We start from the raw sequence: 22,063 nt of genomic DNA, 5'->3' as shown, positions 1-22,063 counted from the left end.
TTGCGCGGACCAAAGACTGTGCCGAGTCAGCAACATCTGGAAAGAATCGGGAAAAAGGAGCACCCGGCACCGAAGTACCACCATTCCCTTATATGATTGATTTCAAAGCTAAATTGTCCGATTGCGTCGGCCCGGTATCGTCTTGGCCTGCTGCGTCCAGCCGGCACGGGCGAGTGATCAATCATCGACCGCCGGCAGCGGAAGCCGGTCACACCAGGACGATGTCGGTGTTGTGCAGCACGTAGCTGTTCTGCAGGTGCGCAATCGCGACTTGGCCGCCCGGCGCCGAACCGTTGGCGTCGAAATACAGGGTGTGAGTCGCCGTATTGAACCAGAACTCCTGCGCGGTCGTGGTCGGACCAGTTGCGTTGGCGACGAAATGGAATGCGTCCAGCACGCCGGTGTTGGTGGCGCTTACGGCCAGATGGCTACCGAAGCCCGCTGCGGCGAACTCGATCCGATCCCCGGCATGGAAGTTGTAGATCTGGTCGAGACCGTCGCTGGTCGCATTGAATACGAACTGGTCATTGCCCGCGCCACCATAAAGCGAGTCATTGCCGGCGCCACCGACCATGACGTTGTTTCCACCATTGCTCACGATCGTATCGTTGCCGGCCAGACCGAACATGATGGCGTTGCTGCCCGAGATCGTATTGGCGTTGGCGTTGCCGACGCTGACGGTGATCGAGCTCGACGTGTTGTTGGTCTCGTTGCTCTCGGCCACCTTGGAGGTGTAGTCGGCGATGACGCCGAGATAATAGGTCCCTGCGGCGAGGTTCGAGGGCAGCGAGAAGGCGATGCTTTCGCTTTGCGAGGCACCGGCCCCCAGGCTCGAGCCTGCATAGGTCCCAAGCAACGTGTCGCTGGTGGTCACGGTCGAATGTGTCGACAGATAGAGCGCGCTCGTCGATGTACCAGCGGCAGCCGATCCGGTATCATTCAGGGAAAAGCCGATCGTCGACCCGATGACGCTGAGATTGCTAACCGTGAGATCGGGCAGCGGCGTGGCCGGGCTGCCGGTGTGGAAACCCAGCGCGTGCAGCAGTTTGAGATCGACGCTGCTCAGCGTCTGGCTGGTGCTGCCGGTGTAAAATTCGTTGAACGGATCGTTCGCACCCTGGACGCCACTATTGAGGAAGTCGCTGGGATCGGATTGCTGGCCAAAATCGGCCAGCTTGGTCACGCCGCCGTCGAGCGAGAAATAGCTGGCGGGTGCGGTGCTGCCACCCTGGAACAGCCGGACACCGGGACTGGTGAAGCGAAACAGATCGAAGATGTCGGGCGCCGAGCCGTAAGGCACGCGACCGAGCGCGTGGGTCAGTTCGTGCAACGCCACTCCGACGAGCAGGCTCGGATTGATGTCGGTCGCAAAAACCGCGCTGCCGTCGTCCGTCGTGGCGTCGTTGGCGCCCATCAGACCGAACAGCTTGAGCTCGGCGTTCCAAACCGCGACGTTCGACGATCCCTGGATCGTGCTCGTGTTGGGCAAATAGTTGAAGGTTGTGTCTCCTGCGGCTGCGGTCTTGATCAGGTCGGACCGGATCAACGAATAGCTGTCGTAGAGGCCGGCATCGGGACCTGCCGCGGCACCGCCGCCGGTGCCGCGATAGTCGACCTTGAGGTCGACCGTGATCTTGTCCGAGATGACATTGGCAAGCATGGTAGCGGCTTGCACGATGCCGGCACGGAAGCTCGCGGGTGCCGCCATCGCGGCGGCCGTGAAGTTGAGATCGAACGTGATCCCGCCGGTCGTCACCACCGTTGCCGAACCGACCGTGCTCGCACCGGCAGCCGGCGCGATGCCCTGATTGACCTGGACCGCAGTGGGCTGGTCCTGATGGGTCATCGTACCCTGCCACGGCCCAAACCAGGGCAAGGGCGCCGCACCGAAGACGTCGGACGCAAACTCGAATGAATCGAACTGGTCGAGAATGCCCTTCTTCATTGCCGCCTCGTGTCTCCGGATGGACAAGGATGAGCTGCTGCCGCACGCTCTCTGACCAGCAACGTTCGGAAATCCCGAGCTTAGGAAACGTTAACGGCCGCGCGATGCTGGAGCTGCCGTTAACCGGTGGTTTCTGTGAGTTGCAAAACGTACAACCGCCCAGCGGCCAATGCTGGCCAAGCGGTTGTCTGACACCGCAAATGGTATCATTTGCCGAGACAACGTCGTTCGTCGATCCCGTCGAGCGCAGGATGGTTCAGGCCTCGTGCCCGGCCCTCGTCGTGCGAATGCGCCCTGCCACCCGGTCGATCACCGGCCAGAACAGCAGCACGATCGCCAGCGTCGAGATCGAGCCGACCAGCCCGTTCGACCAGAACACCTTGAGATCGCCGCCGGAGCCGATCATCGACAGGCGGAAGGCGTCTTCGGCGCGGTTGCCGAGCACGAGCGCCAGGGTGAACGGCGCCAGGGGAATGCCGATCTTCTTGAAGACATAGCCGACGACGCCGAAGCCGAGCATCAGCCAGATGTCGAACATCGCGTTCTGAATCGCGTAGGCGCCAATGGCGCAGGATACGACGATCATCGGTGCCACCGCCGCAAACGGCACGCGCAGGATCGAGGCGAAGACCGGCACCGTCGTCAGCACCAGCACAAGACCAACGACGTTGCCGAGATACATCGAGGCGATCAGGCCCCAGACGAAGTCCTTGTGCTCGACGAACAGCAGCGGGCCCGGATTGAGCCCCCACACCATCAGGCCGCCCAGCAGGATCGCAGCTGTGCCGGAGCCGGGAATGCCGAGCGCCAGCATCGGCAGCAGCGCCGAGGTACCGGAAGCGTGCGCCGCCGTCTCAGGCGCGAACACACCCTCGATGCGGCCCCTGCCGAAGCTCTCGGGATCCTTGGCGAAGCGCTTGGCCAGATTGTAGCCCATGAAGGATGCCGCGATCGCGCCACCCGGGGTGATGCCGAGCCAGCAACCGATGAAGGAGGAGCGCAGCAGCGTCATCCAGTATTTCGGCAGGTCCTTCCAGACGCCGAGCACGACGCGCAGCGAGATGCTTGCTGCGTGTCCGCGCAACGCGAGCCGCTCCTCCATCGTCAGCAGGATTTCGCTGATGCCGAACAGGCCGATGACGGCGACGAGGAAATTGATGCCGCGGAGCAGCTCCGCCGAGCCGAAGGTCATGCGGAGATTGCCCGACACCGTATCCATGCCGATGCCGGCGAGCAGAAGCCCGAGCGACATGGAGATGACCGTCTTGTGCTTGGCCTCGCGCCCGAGACCGACGAAGGAGCAGAAGGTGAGCAGATACACCGCGAAGAACTCGGGTGGTCCGAACTGCAATGCAAAGGACGAGATCATCGGCGCGAGGAAGGTGATGAGCAGCACCGCAACCAGCGAGCCGATGAAGGAGGATGTGAAGGCGGCTGTCAGCGCCTCGGCCGCCCTGCCCTGCTGCGCCATCGGATAGCCGTCGAAGGTGGTGGCGACCGACCACGCCTCTCCCGGAATGTTGAACAGGATCGAGGTGATCGCGCCGCCGAACAGCGCGCCCCAATAGATGCAGGACAGCATCACGATCGCCGAGGTCGGATCCATCGTGAAGGTGAGCGGCAGCAGGATGGCAACGCCGTTGGGACCGCCAAGCCCGGGCAGCACGCCGACGAAGATGCCGAGCACCAGCCCGACCATCATCAGCACGAGCGTCTTCCACGTCAGCAGGACGGCGAAGCCGTGAAGCAGGAGACCAAAAGCTTCCATCGCGGGTCCGCCTAGTAGCCGAGGGCCGCTTCGAGCGGCCCCTTCGGCATGATAACGTCGAAAGCGATGTCGAAAGTGACGAACATGATCGCCGTGAACACGAGAGCGGTGAGCAGCGATTTCCACAGCGCGATCTTGCCGATCGCCCGCATGAAGCCCGCGATCAGCAGGAAGCTCGCGACATAGAGGCCGAGGAATTGCGTCACCAGGCAGAACAGCAGCGTCGGCACGAACACCGCCAGCACGCGGCGCGCCTGCGCCCGCGTGACGAATGTCTCGGACGCAGCACGGCGTGCGCGTAACGCTGAAACCAGACCATAGAGGCTGCTGCCGCCGAGGACGATGGAAATATAAAACGGGAAATAGCCGGGCTCGGGCCCGGTCGAATCCCAGGACGCGCCGGTGCGCCAATTGTCGTAGCCGAGGATTGCGGCCAGCGCGATCAACAGCACGCAGGCGATGATTTCGACCGTGCTGGTGCTCGCGACGGAGGGAGAGTCGTCTTCGGGCGCAGTCGGATCGTCGACGACGATTTCAAGCTCGGTTTGGGACATGCTCTGATGGGGACGGAGTGGCTTCGCTTCTCCCTCTCCCCGCCTGCGGGGAGAGGGTTGGGTGAGGGGGAGTCTCTGCAGGGACGGTGAAAGTTGGACTCGCGGAGAGAGCCCCTCACCCCAACCCTCTCACCGTAAGGACGGGGAGAGGGAGAAGAGACAGCTACTTCGCGACGAAGCCGGCTTCCGTCATCAGTGACTTGTTGAGCGCATCGTCCTCCTCGAGGAATTGCACCATGTCCTTGCCGGTGAGGAAGATCGGCTTCAATGCCTGCTTTTCCATATAGTCCTTGTATTCGGTGGTCTGCGTCACCTTCTGGAACAGCTCGACATAGAACGCCTGCTGCTCCGGCGTCACCTTGCCGGGCAGGAACATCGCACGCAGCATCAGATACTGGACGTTGACGCCTTCCTCCTTGCAGGTCGGGATGTCGGCCCAGGACTGCGTGTCCGTCACCTTGGCTGTGTAGGAGATGCGCTCCTTGTCGAACACGCAGAGCGGCCGTACCTGGCCGGCGCGCCAGACTTCGAGATTTTCGGATGGGTTGTTGACGTTGGATTCGGTGTGGTTGCCGACGAGCTGGGTCGCGGCCTCGCCGCCCGACTTGTAGGGCAGATAGGAGAATTTCGCGCCGGTCTTCTGCTCGAGGAAGACGGTGAGCACGTGATCCTCACGCTTGGAGCCGGTGCCCCCCATCTTGAACGGCGAACTCGCGGCCTTCGCGGCCGCGACGAATTCCTTCACCGATTTAGGGCCGGCGATGTTGTCCCACAGCACGAACTGGTCGAGCGCGATCACCGAGACCGGGGTCAGCTCGCGCCAGTTGAACGGAATCTTGGCCGACAGCGGCAGCATGTAGATCAGCGAATAGGCGATCAACACCTTGTTTGGATCGCCCTCGCTGGACTTCATGTACATCAGCGCTTCCGCACCCGATGCACCGCCCTTGAGCGAGACCACCATCGGCTGCTTCATCAGATTGTTCTTCTGAATCGCGGCCTGCATCATCCGCGCCATCTGGTCGGAGGCGCCGCCCGCGCCTGCCGCCACCACGATCTCGACGGGTTTTGTCGGTTCCCAGCCGGCGACGGCCGGCGCGCTCAACAACAAGGCCGTCGCAGCTCCGACGGCTTTCACTGGAATTCGCACGAGTTTCGTCCCCTGGTTCTTATTGGCTTTGTGACGCCGGGAAATCTATCGACGCATAGTGCGGACTAAAGATCGCGAGTTCAAGCTGGCGGACACCCCGCCGCCCATGACTTTCGACTGACGAAGCGCTATTTGCCTTTCCAGACCGGCGCGCGCTTGTTGAGGAAGGCGTCCATGCCTTCGCGAAAATCTTCGCTCATATAGGCCTTGAGGATCAGATCCTCGCCTTCTTCGCGCGACAGCGTGCGGCGAATGCGGCGCACCGCTTCTTTGGTGGCTTCGAGCGTGAGCGGCGCGTGGCTGGCGACGAGCTTTGCAGTCTCGTCGGCGCGGCGCTGCAGTGTCTCGACATCAGGCACGATCTCGGTGAGCAGGCCGAGCGACAGCGCCTCCTGCGCTTCGACCAGGCGTGCCCTAAAGATCAGGTCCTTGGTGCGGGCGGGACCGACCAGCGAGACGACGCGGCTGATGTTCGACATCGACAGGCAGTTGCCGAGCGTGCGCGCGATCGGGAAACCCATGCGCGTGGTTTCGGTGCCGATGCGCAAGTCGCAGCAGGCAGCAATACCGGCGCCGCCGCCGGTGCAGGCGCCGGCGATGGCCGCGATCACAGGCACGCGGCACTGTTCCAGCGTGCCGAGCACGCGGTCGATGCGCGCCTCGTAGTCGAGCGCATCCTGCGCCGTCTTGAACGCACGGAATTGGGAAATGTCGGTGCCGGAGGCAAATGCCTTGTCGCCCGCACCGGTGAGGATCAGCGCCTTGATCGAGCGATCGGCATTGATCTCCTGGCAGATCTCCGCCATGCGGTCATACATGGCGAAGGTCATGGCGTTGCGCGCCTGCGGGCGGTTGAAAGTGATCCGCGCGATGCCGTCAGTGACGGAGTAGAGCAGGTCTTCGTTGGTCGACGCAGGTAGGTTCATCGCGCGCTCACTTCTTCTTCCAGTTGGATCGTTCAGGCCACCTGCGTCATCGGCACCGTGTCGCGTCCCTTCAGGACGTCCATGGCTGCCAGCACGCCGCCGCTCCGGTGCGGAATCTTTGCAAGATCCAGGCCCATCTCGACGCCGGCGAGTGTGCCCATCAGCATCAGATCGTTGAAATGACCGATATGGCCGATGCGGAACACCTTGCCCTTGACCTTGTTCAGGCCGGTGCCGAGCGACATGTCGAAGTTCTCCAGAACCACCTTGCGGAAGGCGTCGGCATCAAAGCCGTCTGGCACGCGCACACCGGTCAGCGCCGGCGAATGCGCGGCGGGATCGACGCACTGCGTCTCCAGGCCCCAGACCTTCGCCGCCGCACGCGTCGCCGCGCTGTGGCGCTTGTGGCGCGACCAGACGTTTTCGAGGCCTTCTTCCTCGAGCATCTTGACCGCTTCGCGCAGGCCGTAAAGCAGATTGGTCGCCGGCGTATACGGGAAGGTGCCGAGCTTGTTGAAGCTGATCACTTCCTGCCAGTCCCAGTAGGAGCGCATGCCGGGATTGGCCTTGGCGGCGTTGAGCGCCTTCTCCGAGACGGCGTTGAAGCCGAGGCCGGGCGGCAGCATCAGTCCCTTCTGCGAGCCGGCGACCGAGACGTCGATGCCCCAGGCGTCGTGCTCGTATTCCATCGAGCCGAGGCCGGAGATGGTGTCGACCATCAACAACGCCGGATGCTTGACGCGATCGAGCAGCTTGCGCACCTCCAAAGGCGGCGTGACGCAGCCGGTCGAGGTCTCGTTGTGGACGACGCAGACGGCCTTGATCGTGTGCTGCTTGTCGGCGGCAAGACGCTTCTCGATCTCGGCGAGGTCGGCGCCATGGCGCCAGTCGCTCGGGATGAAATCGACGTCGAGCTTGAACTTGTCGGCGATGCCGCGCCACAGCACGGCGAACTGGCCGGTCTCGCACATCAGCACCTTGTCGCCGGGGGCGAACACATTGACCATCGCCGCTTCCCAGGCGCCGGTGCCGGACGAGGGGAAGATGATCACGGGCTGCTTGGTGCGGAACACCCGCTGCATCGAGGCGAGGACCGCGAAACCGAGCTCGGCGAACTCCGGACCGCGATGGTCCAGCGTCGGCATGTCCATCGCCCGCAGCACGCGGTCGGGCACGTTGGTCGGTCCTGGAATCTGTAAGAAATGCCTTCCAGTATGCACGGTCATAGGCGTCCTTCCCGGTCTAGCCTTGTTTTGGAGGCCGCCGAATAGCACCATTTGACCGGCTTGTCCCCTCTCCAAAGGGCGACTCCCATGCATAAGGGGTGGACCTCGCCGGCTCCTATTCCGCAGCCACCACCTTGCCCGTGGGCAGCCGCCCTTCCGCGTCCGTAAATGGGCGTTCCGGGTGCATCATGAAGGCCGAGACGCCGCCGAGCAGCAGCAGCCCCATCGACATCAGGAACGGCAGGTACCAATTGCCGGTCGCGTCGATCACGAAGCCCGCGACCAGCGGGGAGACGATCGCGGCAAAGGCAGATCCCGTGTTCATGAGCCCGGACGCGGTCCCGGAGTATTTCGGCGCGATGTCCATCGGGATCGACCACATCGGGCCGATCACGAGCTCGGCACAGAGGAAGCCGGCCGACAGGCACAGCGCCACCACGGTGATGTCGTGGACGAACAGGATCGGCAGCAGCGAGAGCAGCGCACCCGCAAACCCTGTTACGGTGACGCTGAGCCGCGCCAGGCGGACATTGCCGGTGCGGTCGAGGATCTTGTCCGAGATCACGCCGCCGACGCTGTCACCGATCACGCCGGCGAAGAACACGCCGGAGGCGAACAGCGCCGAGTTCTTGATGTCGAGATTGTAGTTGTTCTTGAAGAACAGCGGCAGCCAGTTCAGGTACAGCCACAGGCACCAGCCGTAGCAGAAATAGGTCAGCGTCACCGGCCACATCCGCCCGAGCAGCGGCCCCCACGGCACGCGCGGCCTCTCGCCTGATGGCCGCGGCGGCAGCGCAGCGAGTTCGGCCTGCGTGATCGACGCATGGTCCTTCGGCTCGTTACGGAAGTACCAGACCCAGATCACGCCCCAGACCAGGCTGACGAGACCGAGCACGACGAAGGCGCCGCGCCAGGTCAGCCAGAGGATCAAAAGCGCCACCACCGGCGGCGTCACCGCGTTGCCGAGCCGGGCGAAGGAATGGGTCAGGCCTTGCGCAAAGCCGCGGCGGTTGGCCGGCGTCCAGTACTGCATCGCACGCGTTGCGGTCGGGAACGTCGCGCCCTCGCCGAAGCCGAGCGCAAAGCGCGCGACGAACAGTGCGACCAGCCCATGCACGAAGCCGGTCGAGATGGTGGCGACCGCCCAGATCATGCCGCACCAGAACAACGTCTTGCGCGGCCCGAAATGGTCGCCGACCCAGCCGCCAATCACCTGGAACAAGAGATAGGGATAGGCGAAGGCGGAGAACACCAGGCCAAGCTGGGTGTTCGACAGGCCGAGCTCCTTCTGGATCTCGCTCGCGGCCGTGCCGATGTTCACCCGGTCGACATAGGTGATGAAATACATCGCACAGAGCATCGCCAGCACGACATGCGTGGCCTTGAACCTGACACCCATCTCCACCCTCCTGATCGCTTCTTATGATTGCTGCTCGCGTGTCCCGCGCGAGCCTTAAGTGCCGACCACTTTCAGATGCGGCGAGGCATTGCCCTGCGGGCGCTGCTCCAGCAGCTTCATGGCGACATCGACGCCGCCGGAGCGGTGCGGCACGCCGGCGACCGACAGCCCCATCTCGACGCCGGTGAGTGCGCCGAGCAGCGTCAACGCATTGCATTCGCCGAGATGGCCGATGCGGAAGACCTTGCCGGCGACCTTCGACAGGCCCGAGCCGAGCGACATGTTGTAATTGTCGAGCACCACTTTCCGGAACTGGTCGGCGTCATGCCCCGGCGGCATCAGCACCGCCGTCAGCACCGGCGAGAATTCCGACGGCTCCTTGCAGAGCACTTCGAGACCCCAATGATTGACGGCGGCGCGCGTTGCGGCCGCAAGCCGCTGATGCCGCGCGAACACGTTGTGGAGCCCCTCTTCGAGCAGCATCGCGATCGCCTCGCGAAGGCCGTAGAGCAGGTTGGTCGCCGGCGTGTAGGGAAAGAAGCCAACGGCGTTGGGCTTGAGCATCTCCGCCCAGTCGAAATAGGACCGCGGCATCTTGTTGGTCTTCGATGCGGCCAACGCCTTCTCGGAGATCGCGTTGAAGCCGAGGCCAGGCGGCAGCATGAAGCCCTTCTGCGAGCAGCTGACGCTGACGTCGACCTTCCACTCGTCGTGGCGGTAGTCGACCGAGCCGAGCGAGGAGATGGTGTCGACCATCAAGAGCGCCGGATGCGAGGCGCGGTCGATCGCGGCGCGGATCTCGGCGATGCGGCTGGTCGCGCCGGTCGAGGTCTCGTTGTGCACGACCATCACGGCCTTGATGGCGCGCGCCTTGTCCTCGCCGAGCTTGGCTTCGATCAGGGCCGGGTCGGCGCCGCGACGCCAGTCGCCGGGCACGAAATCGACCTCGATGCCGAACCGCCCCGCCATCTGCCGCCATAGCGTGGCGAAATGACCGGTCTCGACCATCAGCACCTTGTCGCCTGGCGACAGCGTGTTGACGATCGCAGCCTCCCAGGCGCCCGTCCCCGACGAGGGGAAGATGATGACCGGGCCCTTGGTCTGGAAGATCTTCTGGCTGCCTTCCAGCACGGTGCGGCCGAGCGCGCCGAATTCGGCGCTCCGGTGGTCGATGACGGGCATGTCCATCGCGCGCAGGACGCGCTCGGGGACCGGGCTCGGGCCCGGAATCTGAAGGAAATGGCGCCCCTGATGCATGAAAACCTCCCTGGCAACGGATTCTGGCCGGCCTGGGCGCTATTTTGCATTCATTTTTTGTCCTTTCAATCGAAATTTGGTATTCGATTGTGGACGTCGACGCGATTATCAGAGCAAACTACTGTGCTGCAAATGAAATCCACGATTCCCGACACCGGGGTTCCGATCGCCCCGCCCGCCCAGGACGGCGGCGATCATCAAGGCGACCGTCAGAAAGCTTCGCTCCACGGCGAGATCCTGCTGCGGCTGCGCGACTATGTCGTGGAAGGCAACATTCCCGATGGCGCCCGCGTTCCCGAGCGCCAGCTCTGCGAGATGTTCGGCATCTCCCGCACGCCGCTCCGCGAGGCGTTAAAGGTGCTCGCGGCCGAAGGCTTGATCGAGCTTTTGCCCAACCGCGGCGCCCGCGTCCGCCAGCTTAGCCAGCGCGACCTCGAAGAGCTGTTCGATGTGATGGCGGGCCTCGAAAGCCTCGCCGGACGCCTGGCCTGCGAGGCCATTACGGACGAGGAAATCACGGCCATCGAGCAGCTGCATTACGAGATGTACGGCCATTATCTGCATCGCGACATGCATGGCTATTTCCAGGCCAACCAGCGCATCCACGAGAGCATCGTGGCGGCCGCGCGCAACGAGACGCTGAAGACCGCCTACGCCAATTTCGCCGGCCGCATCCGCCGCGTCCGCTACTCCGCCAATTTCGCCCGCAAGCGGCAGCGCTGGGCGGAGGCGATGCGCGAGCACGAGGCGATCCTGGATGCCCTGCGCCGCCGCGCCGCCAGCGAGCTTAGCGACATCCTGTTCCAGCATCTGCGCAACAAGCGCACAGCGGCAATCGAACACCTGGCCGAACCCCAAGAGGACGCGCCGGCGGCTCCCTGACGGGTGCCCGGCTTGCTCATTTTGAATTCATAATATAACCAGCCAGAAACGAGAATGAATACTCCGACCGGCTTAAGCCGCGTGGGATCACTCCGGGACCAGGGATGACGAACGCCTCCTCGCTCGAACGGCGCCTGCGTGCGGACACCACCGGCGACGTCCTGTTCGACGGCTTCAGCCGCGGCCGCTACGCCACCGATGCCTCGTTCTACCAGATTATGCCCACAGGCGTGGTGGTCCCCAAGACCATGGACGAGGCGCTGCGGGCGCTTGCAATCGCCCGCGACGAGGGCGTGAAGGTCACCCCGCGCGGCGGCGGCACCTCGCAATGCGGCCAAACCGTCAATGACGGCCTCGTGGTCGACCTTTCGAAGCACCTCAACAAGATCCTGTCCCTCGACGTCGCGGGCCGGACCTGCGTGGTCGAGCCCGGCATCGTGCTCGACGACCTCAACCGCCAGCTCAAAAAACACGGCCTGTGGTTTCCGGTCGACGTCTCCACCGCCTCGCGCGCCACCATCGGCGGCATGGCCGGCAACAATTCCTGCGGCGGCCGCTCGCTGCGCTACGGCACCATGCGCGACAACACGCTGTCGCTGGAGGCGTCGCTCGCCGACGGCACGCTGAGCCGCTTTGGCGAGGTCTCGCGCGATCTCTCGGACAGCGACGCCGGCGAGACCATGCGCGCGTTGTTCCGCGACATGCTCGATCTCGGGATGCGCGAGGCGGAGGAGATCGCGGCGCGCTTTCCAAAGGTGCAGCGCCGCGTCGGCGGCTACAATCTCGATGCGCTGGTGCCGCGCAACGCGCGCAACAACATGGCGCATCTGCTTGTCGGCTCCGAAGGCACCCTCGCCTTCACCACCAAGGTCGAGCTGAAGCTGTGGCCCGTCATCCGCAACAAGGCGCTCGGCGTCTGCCATTTCGGCAGCTTCTACGAGGCGATGGATGCTGCCCAGCATCTGGTCAAGCTGAAACCGATCGCGGTCGAGCTGGTCGACCGCACCATGATCGCGCTCGGCCGCGACATCGCGATGTTCAAGCCCATCATCAATGCGGCGATCAAGGGCGATCCGGATGCCGTGCTGGTGGTCGAATTCGCCGAGGAAGACCAGGCGGATAATCTTGTGCGACTCAAGCAGCTCACCGAATTGATGGGCGATCTCGGTTTCGGCTGGAACAACGAGACGCGCAAATGGGGCGGCGTGGTCGAGATCACCGAGCCGGCACTGCAGAGCGGCATTGCCGATTTCCGCGCCGCCGGCCTCAACGTCATGATGTCGATGAAGCAGGAGGGCAAGCCGGTCTCCTTCGTCGAGGACTGCGCCGTACCGCTGCCGCATCTGGCCGACTACACCGCCCGGCTGAACGAGGTCTTCGCGAAACACGGCACCAGCGGCACGATGTACGCCCACGCCTCGGAGGGCTGCCTGCATGTGCGCCCAGTGCTGAACCTGAAGCTGGAGAAGGACGTCAAGGCGATGCGCGCCATCGCCGAGGAAGCGTTTGCCTTGGTGCGCGAGTACAAGGGCTCGCATTCCGGCGAGCATGGCGACGGCCTGGTCCGCTCGGAATTCCACGAGACCATGTTCGGCGAGCGTCTCGTCGCCGACTTCCGCGAGGTGAAGCACCGTTTCGACCCCGAAGGCGTGCTCAACCCCGGCAAGATCGTCGATGCGCCCAAAATGGACGACCGTTCGCTGTTCCGCTTCAAGCCGGGCTATCGCGTCGGCGAGCTCAAGACAAAGCTCGACTGGTCGGCCTATCCGGGAGCCGGCGGCGGTTTCCAGGGCGCGGTCGAGATGTGCAACAACAACGGCGCCTGCCGCAAGCTCGAAGGCGGAGTGATGTGCCCGTCCTATCGCGCGACGCGCAACGAGAAGGACGTCACGCGCGGACGCGCCAACACGCTGCGGCTCGCGATCTCAGGCCAGTTCGGCGCCGACGCGCTGTCCTCTGACGAGATGATGGAGACGCTGAAGCTTTGCGTCTCCTGCAAGGCCTGTCGTCACGAATGCCCCACCGGCGTCGACATGGCCAAGATGAAGATCGAGGTGCTGGCGGCGCGCGCCGCCTCGCACGGCTTGACCTTGCGCGATCGGCTGGTCGGCTACCTGCCGCGCTACGCCGATCTCGCCTCGCGCTTTGCACCGCTGGCCAATTTGCGCAACCGCAGCCCGCTCTTGCGAAACCTGTTCGAGCGTTTTGCCGGCATCAGCGCCCGCCGCGCCCTGCCCGCTTTCCGCAGCGACGTGTTCGTGCCGCCGGCGGAAGTTGTCGGTCCGGAGAGCGGCCGCGAGGTCGTGCTGTTCGCCGACACTTTCAACCGCATCTACGAGCGTGAGAATCTCGACGCAGCACTGCGCGTGCTCTCGGCCGGCGGCTATCGTGTGCATCTGCCCAAGCCTGCCAGCGGTAGCCGCCCGCTGTGCTGTGGCCGCACCTTCCTCTCTGCCGGTCTCGTCGACGAAGCCAGGTTAGAGCTCGACCGGCTGGTTGCCGCCTTCGCGCCCTTTGCCGCGCGCGGCGTGCCGATCGTCGGCCTCGAGCCAAGCTGCCTGCTGACGCTGCGCGACGAGTTGGCTTCCTTACGCAAGGACAACGACGCCAAGGCTGTCGGAGCCCACGCGCTCACCTTCGAGGAATTCCTGGTGCGCGAGGCCGAGGCCGGCCAGTTGCAACTGCCGCTCGGCAGCGTCGCCGACAAGGCCGTGGTCCACGGACACTGCCACCAAAAATCCTTCGGCGCCTTCAAGCCGGTCGAGCAGGTGCTCCGCCTCGTACCTGGCCTTGAGGTCAGGACCATCGAGTCCAGCTGCTGCGGTATGGCCGGCGCTTTCGGCTATGGCGCCGACACCTACGATGCCTCGATCGAAATGGCCGAGCTGTCGCTGCTGCCGGCGGTGCGCCAAGCGGACCAGAATACGCTCATCGTCGCCGACGGCACCTCCTGCCGTCACCAGATCTACGACGGCGCTAGCCGCGAGGCGCTTCACGTCGCGCGCGTGCTGGCGATGAGCCTCGAGCGCGCCGAGACCAATTCCACGTCAACCGCTACAAAGGAACCCCGCCATGGCTGAACTGACTCTCGACATCGCCCGCAAAATCCTCGACGCCGCCCTTGCCAAATCCACCGAGCTGAAGCTGAAGCCGCTGGTCGTCACCATCCTGGACGCGCGCGGCGTGCTCAAGATCGCCGCCGCTCAGGACGGCACCAGCCTGATGCGCGCCGAGATCGCCCATGGCAAGGCCTACGGTGCGCTCGCGATGGGCATGGGCTCGCGCGCGCTGTACCAGCGGGCGCAGGATCAGGCCTATTTCATCGACGCGATGAACACCATCGCCAAGGGCGCGCTCGTGCCGGTCCCCGGCGGCGTGCTGATCATGGACGTTACGACGCTGCTCGGCGCGGTGGGTGTGTCGGGCGACACGTCCGACAATGACGAGGCGTGTGCGGTGGCGGGTATTCAGGCCGCGGGATTGAAGGCCAACGCAGGATAGCCTTGTCACTCTCCTGGAGAGCTGCGCAATCTATATTGCCAGAGATAGGACCGCCTTGGATTGTCGGGGGTTCGAGTCCCTGGTCCGCTACATCGCTCACCCCACTATTTCTGGATCCCTGTTTCCGGAAAGCAGCCAACTCGGAACCTCGGAGCTCGACAGTCCGTTCCGCGCGATCCCTTGCCGCCCAATACTCGGCGAGTAGGTTCAAATCAGGGGGCGCTCCAGGTCCAAAGCCGAAGCGAAATCTTGAGATTTTCCAGCACGTCGGCCGAAATATGGTGGCGGATTTGACGGTGTTACATCCCACGGGAATGTCTCACCCGGTACGCGCTTAGAAAGGGACCTACGTGGCTCGTCCGTTTTACCTCGCCAGGCGCGGCGACGGTCGCTATTTCATGCAGATTCGGTTGGGTAAACAGGCGGCAAACCTTTTTGACCTCCCCCGCCTCTGTGCCAACCTCAGGCCGGAAGCTTTGATGAGGCAAGTCGGCGGCTGATGGACCATCTCGGATAGGTGCAGGAGCTGATCGCGGCTTCGGACCTGCAGGCGTTGGGGGCGGTCCTCGACGCCCGGCTGCGCGCCTCTGTGGAGTGTGGCGTGCCGGCGGACGAGCGGCTCCTGGCCGAACGCTGCGCCTAACGCGCGGATATCGGCGAGCTCACGGTGCTTAAGACGAACTCATTGCAAAGTTCGCAGCCATGTTCTCAATGGCGCGCCACTCAGAAGATCATTGAAATTGCAATATAAACGTTCGACCTCGGGTTAGTCTAGTCAGCCGTCGATTGCACAGCTGATAGCCGCTGGGGCGCGACGCGCGTTGCCACCTAGCAAGGGCGGGCGACCCGCCTCCTGGAAATGTTGTCATCTGGCGCGGCCACTCGAGACAGATATCGAACTCGGCGCCGAAATCGCAACTGCTAAAGCCTCACCGGGCCGAAGCCTGGTCCGCCGACATCGGCATCTCGTTCGTGGCGGTGGCGCCGTGCCGCCGCTGCTGGGTCTTGCCGGCGCTTACCCGCGCGGCGAAATAGCAGGTGCGTTGTATGTATCCTCTGGCAACATCCAGAAGAAGTCATTGCCGAAGCGATTGAACAACTCTGAGGGGAGCACCGTCACTCGTGCAATCCAACTCAATGCGCTCAATGCACCGTCAGTTGTTTTTGTTCCCGTCTCGCATAGGCCGCGCGCGGACACAGGTGCTTGGTCGGCGCCGATATAAGATTTTAAATGAACTAAAGCGCACCGGGATACCGCGACCAAGCATGCTGACGTTATCGACTACACTGAACAGTCGCGCCGTTTAGTTGAAGAGGCCGCAAAATTAGCCGGCCTTGTTGTTAGAATTATGGGCCGGTGTTGGGATCGACCAGCTTACCGATCAAGGTACACTTAAAACTACCTGTTCCGCTCGCTTGGTTCGTAAAGACTTCGACATAGGGAAATCTTCCTTGGCCCATGAGCCATTCAGCTCCGGTGTCGGTTGCCGCGAAGTAACTTCCGTTAACAGCGGTCGTGTTAGTAATGGACAGAGGAAGGGCAATTTCGCGAGGTTGACTAGCACCACCACTCGTTACAGACACTCCAAAATGCGCCTTCACTAGTGGTAGGCTGCCGACAAAATTACAGTTAACTCTCTGGACGAGCACCATTTTGTCCGACGGCAACCCAGAGAACCACGCCGCGCAACTGACCGAAGGGCTCGAACAGGTCGTGCTGATCGTTTCATCATAATACGTACCAATGCGGACAGGGGCCGCTTGGGAATGGCCTGCCAGGATGAAAGGGGCAATAAAAGCGATTCCGGCGAAGCGCGTGAAATGCATTTTGGGCTCCATCGATGAAACTCAGCCCGCATTTCAGTGCAACTTGCCTTTCGCGTCAATCCTCAACAACCGCTACCGGTCAGTCTTGTGGGCCAACCGATCCAAAAGCTCAGCTCAGACGACCGGGTCCGCCTTAGGCCTGTATCCATTGAGCGGCTCGTCGCCCGATGCTCGCGAACGCGCTTGAGGGCAGCGACAACCAAAATCGGACTTCTTCAGGACCTCACGCGTCGAGCGCCTTCTTGAGGCTGATCGAGACCAGTTAGCCTGTCCGACCAGTGCCGCTAATTTTGGCTGTCCGCAGCGAAGCTCAGTCACCAACGCGACCTCACACTTTCCGTTTCGCTGTGTTGGGAACCGCGCAAGATCAAAGCGCCTCTCGACGATGGGCTAATGCGAAATTTAATGTCCAGCCTTGCCGACTGATAACTGTAGAGCGGATATCGATCCAGAGAAAACAAAATCCAGAGAAAGCAAAATGAAACCGATCAATCCGCCGCATGAACTGGCCTTCTTCATTTCGCGATCCGAAGCGAAAATTCGTTGTTGGCAAGTTGCTGGCCCTTTAACAAAGTTCGATGGCACGCGAGTAATGCTACAAGAAAGCATCTGCCCAGAATGCCACTAGCAGCGATACATCGTGGATGAGAAAGCAGCATGAAAAAGTGGACCGCGTTTCTTTCGAACCTTATGATGTGGTTCATTTGCCCCGTAGCATTAGCTGGCTGGATGAGTTGGTCCGTCCTCATGTACTGGGACAGCAATCACACGTTATTCGACAGCGGCTGGGTCTCGGCTGACAATAAGCAGGATCGCACGATCACCATAAAGCATAGTTTACCTTCCGCTCCTACGGAAGTTACGATGTGGTTCTCACCGAGCCCGAATGGCGAGCCTGAGTATCTGCTGAATTGGTCCTGGAGTGCCGACCTTAGCGGCAATCCGGTGACAATCGCCGCGAATCGCTCATCGGTTACCTTGAACATATATAAAGGAGTACCGCTACACGGTGTCTGGGATCCATTATCCGGCTGGCATCAATTCTCTGCGGGTTATTTTCGCGTTATCGCTCGCTAGGAAAATTTTGCGCGCTGTCTGCTTCCGCTCCGAGAGCATCGCAGAACGCTAATGCCTCGCACGGGTGATCGTTAGGTTGCGAATAAAGCTGCACTAGCATAAATTTCGGCTTACTCAGCGCGGCGGGCTGCCCTGCTTTACCTCATAAGCGCTTCTTTCGATAAAGATTCCCGCAATGACGTTGCCCCCAGATTTTATCCAGTCCTGAGTTCGCTCCAACGATTGGATTTGCCCAGTTGGGCGGTGGTAGCGGCGGGGGCTGGCGCGGAGCCTTCGGCATAGCGCAGCGCCAGATCCCGACGCGGGTGACAGGTGAAGGCGAACTCTGAGGGCGTCTTCCATCCGAGCTGCGAGTGCGGCCGTTCGTTGTTGTAATCGGCCCGCCAGCATCCGAGCGCCACGCGGGCCTGAGCCAGTGTCGTGAACAGCGTCTCGTTCAGCAACTCATCTCGCAGCCGACCATTGAAGCTCTCAATGAAGGCATTTTGCGTGGGCTTGCCGGGCGCGATGTAGTGCCATGTGACACGGCTCTGATCGGCCCACGCCAGGATGGCATTGCTGGTGAGTTCGGTGCCGTTGTCGCTGACCACCATCTTTGGCTTGCCGCGCTCCGCTATCAGCCGGTCCAGTTCCCTTGCCACCCGAGCTCCCGATAGTGAGGTATCGGCCACCAGTGCCAGGCACTCGCGGGTGCAGTCGTCGACCACGGTCAGGATTCGGAAACGACGTCCGTCGGTGAGCTGATCCGAGACGAAGTCGAGCGACCAGCGATCATTGGCGGTCATCGGCGCCGTCATTGGGGCCCGGGTCCCGATTGCGCGCTTGCGGCCGCCACGGCGGCGCACCGCAAGCTTCTCTTCCCGGTAGAGCCGGAACAGCTTCTTGTGGTTGATCAGATAGCCCTCCCGCTTCAGCAGGACGTGCAGGCGCCGATAGCCGAAGCGCCGGCGCTCCTGGGCGATCGCCTTCATGCGCTGGCGAACGCCGGCATCATCCGCCCGGGTCGTCCGATATCTCATGGTCATGCGGCAGCAGCCGATGGCTTTACACGCCCGCCGTTCGCTCATCCCGTGGGCATCCACCAGATGCGCGACAGCCTTCCGCTTGGTCGCGGGCGTCACCACTTCTTTCCCAGGAGATCCTTCAAGGCCGCATTGTCTAGCATGGCGTCGGCCAACAGCCGCTTCAGCCGGGTGTTCTCGTCCTCCAGCGTCTTCAGCCGCTTGGCCTCCGAGACCTCCATCCCGCCGAATTTCGCTTTCCATTTGTAGATGCTGGCGTCGCTCACACCATGCCTCCGGCACAGATCGCCGACCGAAACACCGGCCTCGTGCTCCTTCAAAATCCCAATAATCTGTTCTTCCGTAAACCGGCTTCGCTTCATGCTCTGGTCCTCGTCATGGGCCAGAGCGAACTTCAAACTGGATTAAGACCGTGGGGCAAGGTCACCGTTGACGATGCGGGTCGTGACGTCGGCGAGATAGGCGTGGGATTCGACGCCGATGAGCTTGTAGGTCTCGATCAGTGAGGTGACGATGCCCCAATGTTCGGCGCAGCCGTTGAGCCAGCGAACAGAGCGCTCCTTCGATTCAGCACGGTTTGGCGGATAGCGTGCTCGACGACGCTGAAATCATCTCGATGCGGCATTGGGCAATGAAGCGCGTCAGCCCGTTCTGCATCGGTCGCGGCGTCACTGCTCGTCTCGACCTGCTCGACCTCCTCCAGCCCGAGCAGCAACTGGTCCTCCGGCAGCGTCTCGGCCCGGCGGAAGCGATTACGCTGCTCTTTGATGATCTGCTCGAGTCGCGCGGCACGCGCCTGTTCGCCTGTTCGGCCAGCAGCATCGCCTTGTGCGTACCGGGATCATAGATGCGCCGCAGTCGGGCGAATGACGTCGTCCTGCACGTCGGGCCAGCAGAACGGACCGATCTCAAGCCGCTTGGCGAACAGGCACATACCCGTGCCGCCCCAATAGATCAGCTTCTCCCCATCGGCGGGCTTGGCGCGGAACCCATACACGGCGCCGGAGAGCGGATCGGCCTGGATGATCTCAGTTACCAGGGCCGCGAGCCCTTCGGCACCCTTGCGGGAGCCGACACCTGCACGCCAAGATCGGCGAGCTGACCCTGGAGAACGATTTTTTGTAAGGAGCGCTCAGCAAGGCCGGCCTGCTGAGCGCAAAGCGATGATCGACCGTGGACACGAGTTGCCGATCACCAAGCAGGCGGATGACGCGCGGCTTCGTCTATCTCGCACGCCGGGTTCTGTCGTGGCGGCTGTCGATCACGATGGAGGCGACCTTCTGCGTGGCAACAGTAGAGGATGCCCTGGCCCGTCATGGCAAGCCGGGCATCTTCAACACGATCAGGGCTCGCGGTTCACCGCCGGGCGGGACAACGTGTTCGTCGAACGCTCCATTATCGACGCGGAAGTTCTGTTCAGACAACCGGGACCGGCTCAGTCTTTGGGCTCCTCCTGAATGTTAGCGGGATGAACATACACAGCCAGCAGAAGACTGTTGGTTCGGTAACAATATCAGACTAGTATGAACCACCTTATGTCCGGAGACGGTACTTTGGAGATGATTCAGACGACCAGCATTCGACAAAAAGCTCTAAGGTACTCCTCAGACAAATGGTTGGTTAAATCACAGGATTCGCTCTTCTATACTGATTTGTTCGCTGTTTTGACAGTTGCGCTGTTGCCCTGGTCGACAAGCGGCTTTTACATTTCACTAGGCTTTTGGTTCCTTGTCCAGGTTCCGCGGCTTCCATCATTGGATGTGGGCGCATTCCTTCATCTTATATCGCGGCCAATTTGCTTACTCCCAATTATTTTATTTCTGGTCGCGGTGCTCGGAACGCTTTGGGCGGACGTACCGTGGCAGGCGAGGATTCTAGGAGTTAAGCCGGTTGCGAAGTTGCTCGTAATACCGTTCCTCGTTCACCATTTTCATCTCTCGCGACGCGGCCATTGGGTTTTCATCGCGTTTTTTGTCTCATGCGTATTGTTGATGATCCTCTCTTGGATTGTGCTATTTGCACCGGGCTTGAAATTGACGGCCACAGCAAGCGAAGGAGTGCCGGTCAAGAACTATATTGATCAAAGTCAAGAGTTTGCGCTTTGTATGGTGGGCATCTGGCCTTGCGTCTCGATTTTGTACAGGCAGCGGCGCTACGCCACGGCGACCGCGGTTGCCGTCCTGGCACTGGGCTTCTTCGCAAATATGGCCTTCGTCGCTTCAGCTCGGTCCGCACTTGTCTACCTGCCAGCGCTGCTCATCGTTCTAACGATAAAACACTGCAACGGGCGCCAATCAGCAATCTTGCTCCTTGTTATCGTGCTGGCGGCGACCATGGTTTGGTCTACATCCTCTTACCTACGCACTCGTGTCCATGACATCCTGATTGAATACCAGTCATACGAACAAAATATCCCGGTAAATAAAGCGCGAGAACGGAATATCCCATTCTCTACCGGGCTACGTCTTGAGTACTGGCAAAAATCAATCAGGTTCTTTGCAAACGCGCCCCTCCTCGGCAATGGGACGGGCTCGATCGAACAGTTGTTTCAACGTGATGCAGTTGGAAAATCGGGACTTGGCGTTGAAATAACGAAAAATCCTCATAATCAGACTCTCTACGTCGCTGTTCAATGGGGGGTGATCGGGGTCGCCGTATTGTACGCCATGTGGCTATACCACCTAGTTAGTTTTCGAGGTCATGGGACGGCAAGTTGGGTTGGATTGCTTGTAGTGGTTCAAAATATAGCGAGCTCGCTCACGAACTCGCACCTATTCGACTTTCATGAAGGCTGGATGTACGTCCTCGGCGTGGGAACCGCGGGGGGAATGAGCTTGGCAGCTAAGCGACGAGTTGAGGAGTTAAGCGCATGCGCCGCAGATTGCAAAGCGGCCAGTAGGCCCTCTTCGAAGGCCTCCGATCGCCACCAAGGCGGTGCTTTAAACTAAATGTGACCTCTGCCCACAGGTCAGCACAATGCTTGGCGGCAATAGTCGGAGCGTTCCGACTCGCCGTTCTTCGGCGTGGCGCGCGGCACGAAAGGCGCGGTGCGGCGGAATGTTTTGGTGGCTTGCGCGCCAGTTGCTCGGGCGATCGCGTGCTTGAATGTAACCTGGTGCGGCTGAACCTACGTCAGCGACAATCCTTGAGCGACGCGCCTTGGCAGGCGAAGGATTTTCTGGTCAGGGCGGTTGACGAGAATCGCGATCACGCCGGCCCTGTCGATCAAAGCCCCCGATTAGCAACACCGGCGGTGGCGGCGCCTCGAGTGAAGCTAAACCAGTGGCGGCGAGCGAGCGCTTTGACCGGAGACGCAGCGAGCGCACGAGGTGACGGAGAGCGCCCGGCGGATAATATCTGGCGCTCGTGCGTCCCGCTGAGCGTCCCAGAGCGGTACCGCCTTGAACGGGTTACCACCGGGGAGCGAGCTGCTTGGAGGACGCACGTCCAAATCTAAGCCGCGCCGTGCACTGCGCACCTCGCCACCAGTCCCGTCGTTCTCAGCCACCCACATCGAGGCTCTCTTGAA

17 protein-coding genes and 2 pseudogenes are annotated in these 22,063 nt (G+C 61.9%); 7 read left to right on the top strand and 12 right to left on the bottom strand.

All coding sequences use genetic code 11. The features are described 5' to 3' along the window. Nucleotides 1-208 precede the first annotated feature (208 nt). The 8 genes from XH89_RS11270 to XH89_RS11235 all read right to left on the bottom strand — a co-directional run bounded on the left by XH89_RS11270 (nt 209) and on the right by XH89_RS11235 (nt 10,225). The gene (locus XH89_RS11270) at nt 209-1,945 is read right to left on the bottom strand and encodes an NF038122 family metalloprotease (RefSeq protein ID WP_194467126.1); all 1,737 of its coding nucleotides are present in this window, start codon (nt 1,943-1,945) and stop codon (nt 209-211) included. Between the two features lie 256 nt (nt 1,946-2,201). After that, complete coding sequence (locus XH89_RS11265) at nt 2,202-3,713, bottom strand: tripartite tricarboxylate transporter permease (RefSeq protein WP_194467125.1); 1,512 nt, start codon at nt 3,711-3,713, stop codon at nt 2,202-2,204. A gap of 11 nt (nt 3,714-3,724) precedes the next feature. After that, nucleotides 3,725-4,267, bottom strand: a complete 543-nt coding sequence (locus XH89_RS11260; RefSeq protein WP_194467124.1) for a tripartite tricarboxylate transporter TctB family protein — start codon at nt 4,265-4,267, stop codon at nt 3,725-3,727. A 163-nt stretch (nt 4,268-4,430) separates the two neighbouring features. Further along, entirely contained in the window at nt 4,431-5,417 is a 987-nt protein-coding gene (locus tag XH89_RS11255; RefSeq protein ID WP_194467123.1) for a tripartite tricarboxylate transporter substrate binding protein, read from the bottom strand. Between the two features lie 128 nt (nt 5,418-5,545). Next, nucleotides 5,546-6,343: an enoyl-CoA hydratase/isomerase family protein gene (locus XH89_RS11250; protein WP_194467122.1), complete on the bottom strand. Its 798-nt coding sequence runs from the start codon at nt 6,341-6,343 to the stop codon at nt 5,546-5,548. A gap of 32 nt (nt 6,344-6,375) precedes the next feature. Further along, on the bottom strand, nt 6,376-7,569 hold the full coding sequence (locus XH89_RS11245) for an alanine--glyoxylate aminotransferase family protein (RefSeq protein ID WP_194467121.1): 1,194 nt from the start codon (nt 7,567-7,569) through the stop codon (nt 6,376-6,378). 115 nt (nt 7,570-7,684) lie between these two features. After that, nucleotides 7,685-8,968 (bottom strand): MFS transporter, encoded by a 1,284-nt coding sequence (locus XH89_RS11240; RefSeq protein WP_194467120.1) that lies wholly within the window; start codon nt 8,966-8,968, stop codon nt 7,685-7,687. A 54-nt stretch (nt 8,969-9,022) separates the two neighbouring features. Continuing rightward, a complete protein-coding gene (locus XH89_RS11235) occupies nt 9,023-10,225 on the bottom strand; it encodes an alanine--glyoxylate aminotransferase family protein (RefSeq protein WP_194467119.1) in 1,203 nt (400 codons plus the stop codon). A 132-nt stretch (nt 10,226-10,357) separates the two neighbouring features. Here XH89_RS11235 and XH89_RS11230 point away from each other — a divergent pair, with 132 nt between their 5' ends. The 3 genes from XH89_RS11230 to XH89_RS11220 all read left to right on the top strand — a co-directional run bounded on the left by XH89_RS11230 (nt 10,358) and on the right by XH89_RS11220 (nt 14,608). Further along, nucleotides 10,358-11,107, top strand: a complete 750-nt coding sequence (locus XH89_RS11230; RefSeq protein ID WP_194467118.1) for a GntR family transcriptional regulator — start codon at nt 10,358-10,360, stop codon at nt 11,105-11,107. Between the two features lie 104 nt (nt 11,108-11,211). Further along, nucleotides 11,212-14,187, top strand: a complete 2,976-nt coding sequence (locus tag XH89_RS11225) for an FAD-binding and (Fe-S)-binding domain-containing protein (protein ID WP_194467117.1) — start codon at nt 11,212-11,214, stop codon at nt 14,185-14,187. After that, the gene (locus tag XH89_RS11220; protein WP_194467116.1) at nt 14,180-14,608 is read left to right on the top strand and encodes a heme-binding protein; all 429 of its coding nucleotides are present in this window, start codon (nt 14,180-14,182) and stop codon (nt 14,606-14,608) included. The genes XH89_RS11225 and XH89_RS11220 overlap by 8 nt, the downstream gene beginning before the upstream one ends. 1,347 nt (nt 14,609-15,955) lie before the next feature. Here the strand turns inward: XH89_RS11220 and XH89_RS11215 are convergent. Continuing rightward, complete coding sequence (locus tag XH89_RS11215; protein WP_194467115.1) at nt 15,956-16,435, bottom strand: hypothetical protein; 480 nt, start codon at nt 16,433-16,435, stop codon at nt 15,956-15,958. A 657-nt stretch (nt 16,436-17,092) separates the two neighbouring features. Between XH89_RS11215 and XH89_RS11210 the strand changes: the two genes are divergently transcribed. Beyond that, nucleotides 17,093-17,512 carry a hypothetical protein gene (locus tag XH89_RS11210; protein ID WP_194467114.1) on the top strand — a complete coding sequence of 140 codons (420 nt, stop codon included), beginning with the start codon at nt 17,093-17,095 and terminating at the stop codon, nt 17,510-17,512. Nucleotides 17,513-17,706: 194 nt separating this feature from the next. Here XH89_RS11210 and XH89_RS11205 read toward each other — a convergent pair. Beyond that, nucleotides 17,707-18,896, bottom strand: a protein-coding gene (locus XH89_RS11205; protein ID WP_194467113.1) for an IS3 family transposase whose coding sequence is annotated in 2 segments (ribosomal slippage) — nt 17,707-18,647 and nt 18,647-18,896 — 1,191 coding nt in all. Because the reading frame shifts where the segments join, the coding sequence is not laid out codon by codon here. Between XH89_RS11205 and XH89_RS11200 the strand changes: the two genes are divergently transcribed. Continuing rightward, a complete protein-coding gene (locus tag XH89_RS11200; protein WP_194468750.1) occupies nt 18,804-19,040 on the top strand; it encodes a hypothetical protein in 237 nt (78 codons plus the stop codon). The two genes, XH89_RS11205 and XH89_RS11200, sit on opposite strands and share 93 nt — an antisense overlap. Before the next feature lie 140 nt (nt 19,041-19,180). On the opposite strand, the pseudogene XH89_RS42070 reads toward XH89_RS11200, so the two are convergent. Together XH89_RS42070 and tnpB are read right to left on the bottom strand one after the other, a co-directional pair. Beyond that, nucleotides 19,181-19,356 (bottom strand): annotated as a pseudogene (locus XH89_RS42070) (IS66 family transposase); the annotation flags it as partial. Nucleotides 19,357-19,375: 19 nt separating this feature from the next. Continuing rightward, nucleotides 19,376-19,558, bottom strand: a complete 183-nt coding sequence (gene tnpB, locus XH89_RS11190) for an IS66 family insertion sequence element accessory protein TnpB (protein WP_246767880.1) — start codon at nt 19,556-19,558, stop codon at nt 19,376-19,378. Between the two features lie 182 nt (nt 19,559-19,740). Here tnpB and XH89_RS41225 point away from each other — a divergent pair. Beyond that, a pseudogene (locus XH89_RS41225) lies at nt 19,741-19,925 on the top strand (IS3 family transposase); the annotation flags it as partial. 168 nt (nt 19,926-20,093) lie between these two features. Next, entirely contained in the window at nt 20,094-21,482 is a 1,389-nt protein-coding gene (locus XH89_RS11180; protein WP_194467112.1) for an O-antigen ligase, read from the top strand. The last annotated feature ends 581 nt before the right edge of the window (nt 21,483-22,063 follow it).

Source organism: Bradyrhizobium sp. CCBAU 53340 (genome assembly GCF_015291645.1).
GTDB lineage: Bacteria > Pseudomonadota > Alphaproteobacteria > Rhizobiales > Xanthobacteraceae > Bradyrhizobium.
The sequence above is the reverse complement of the archived record's forward strand: the minus strand, read 5'-3'. Positions and strand labels throughout refer to the sequence as shown.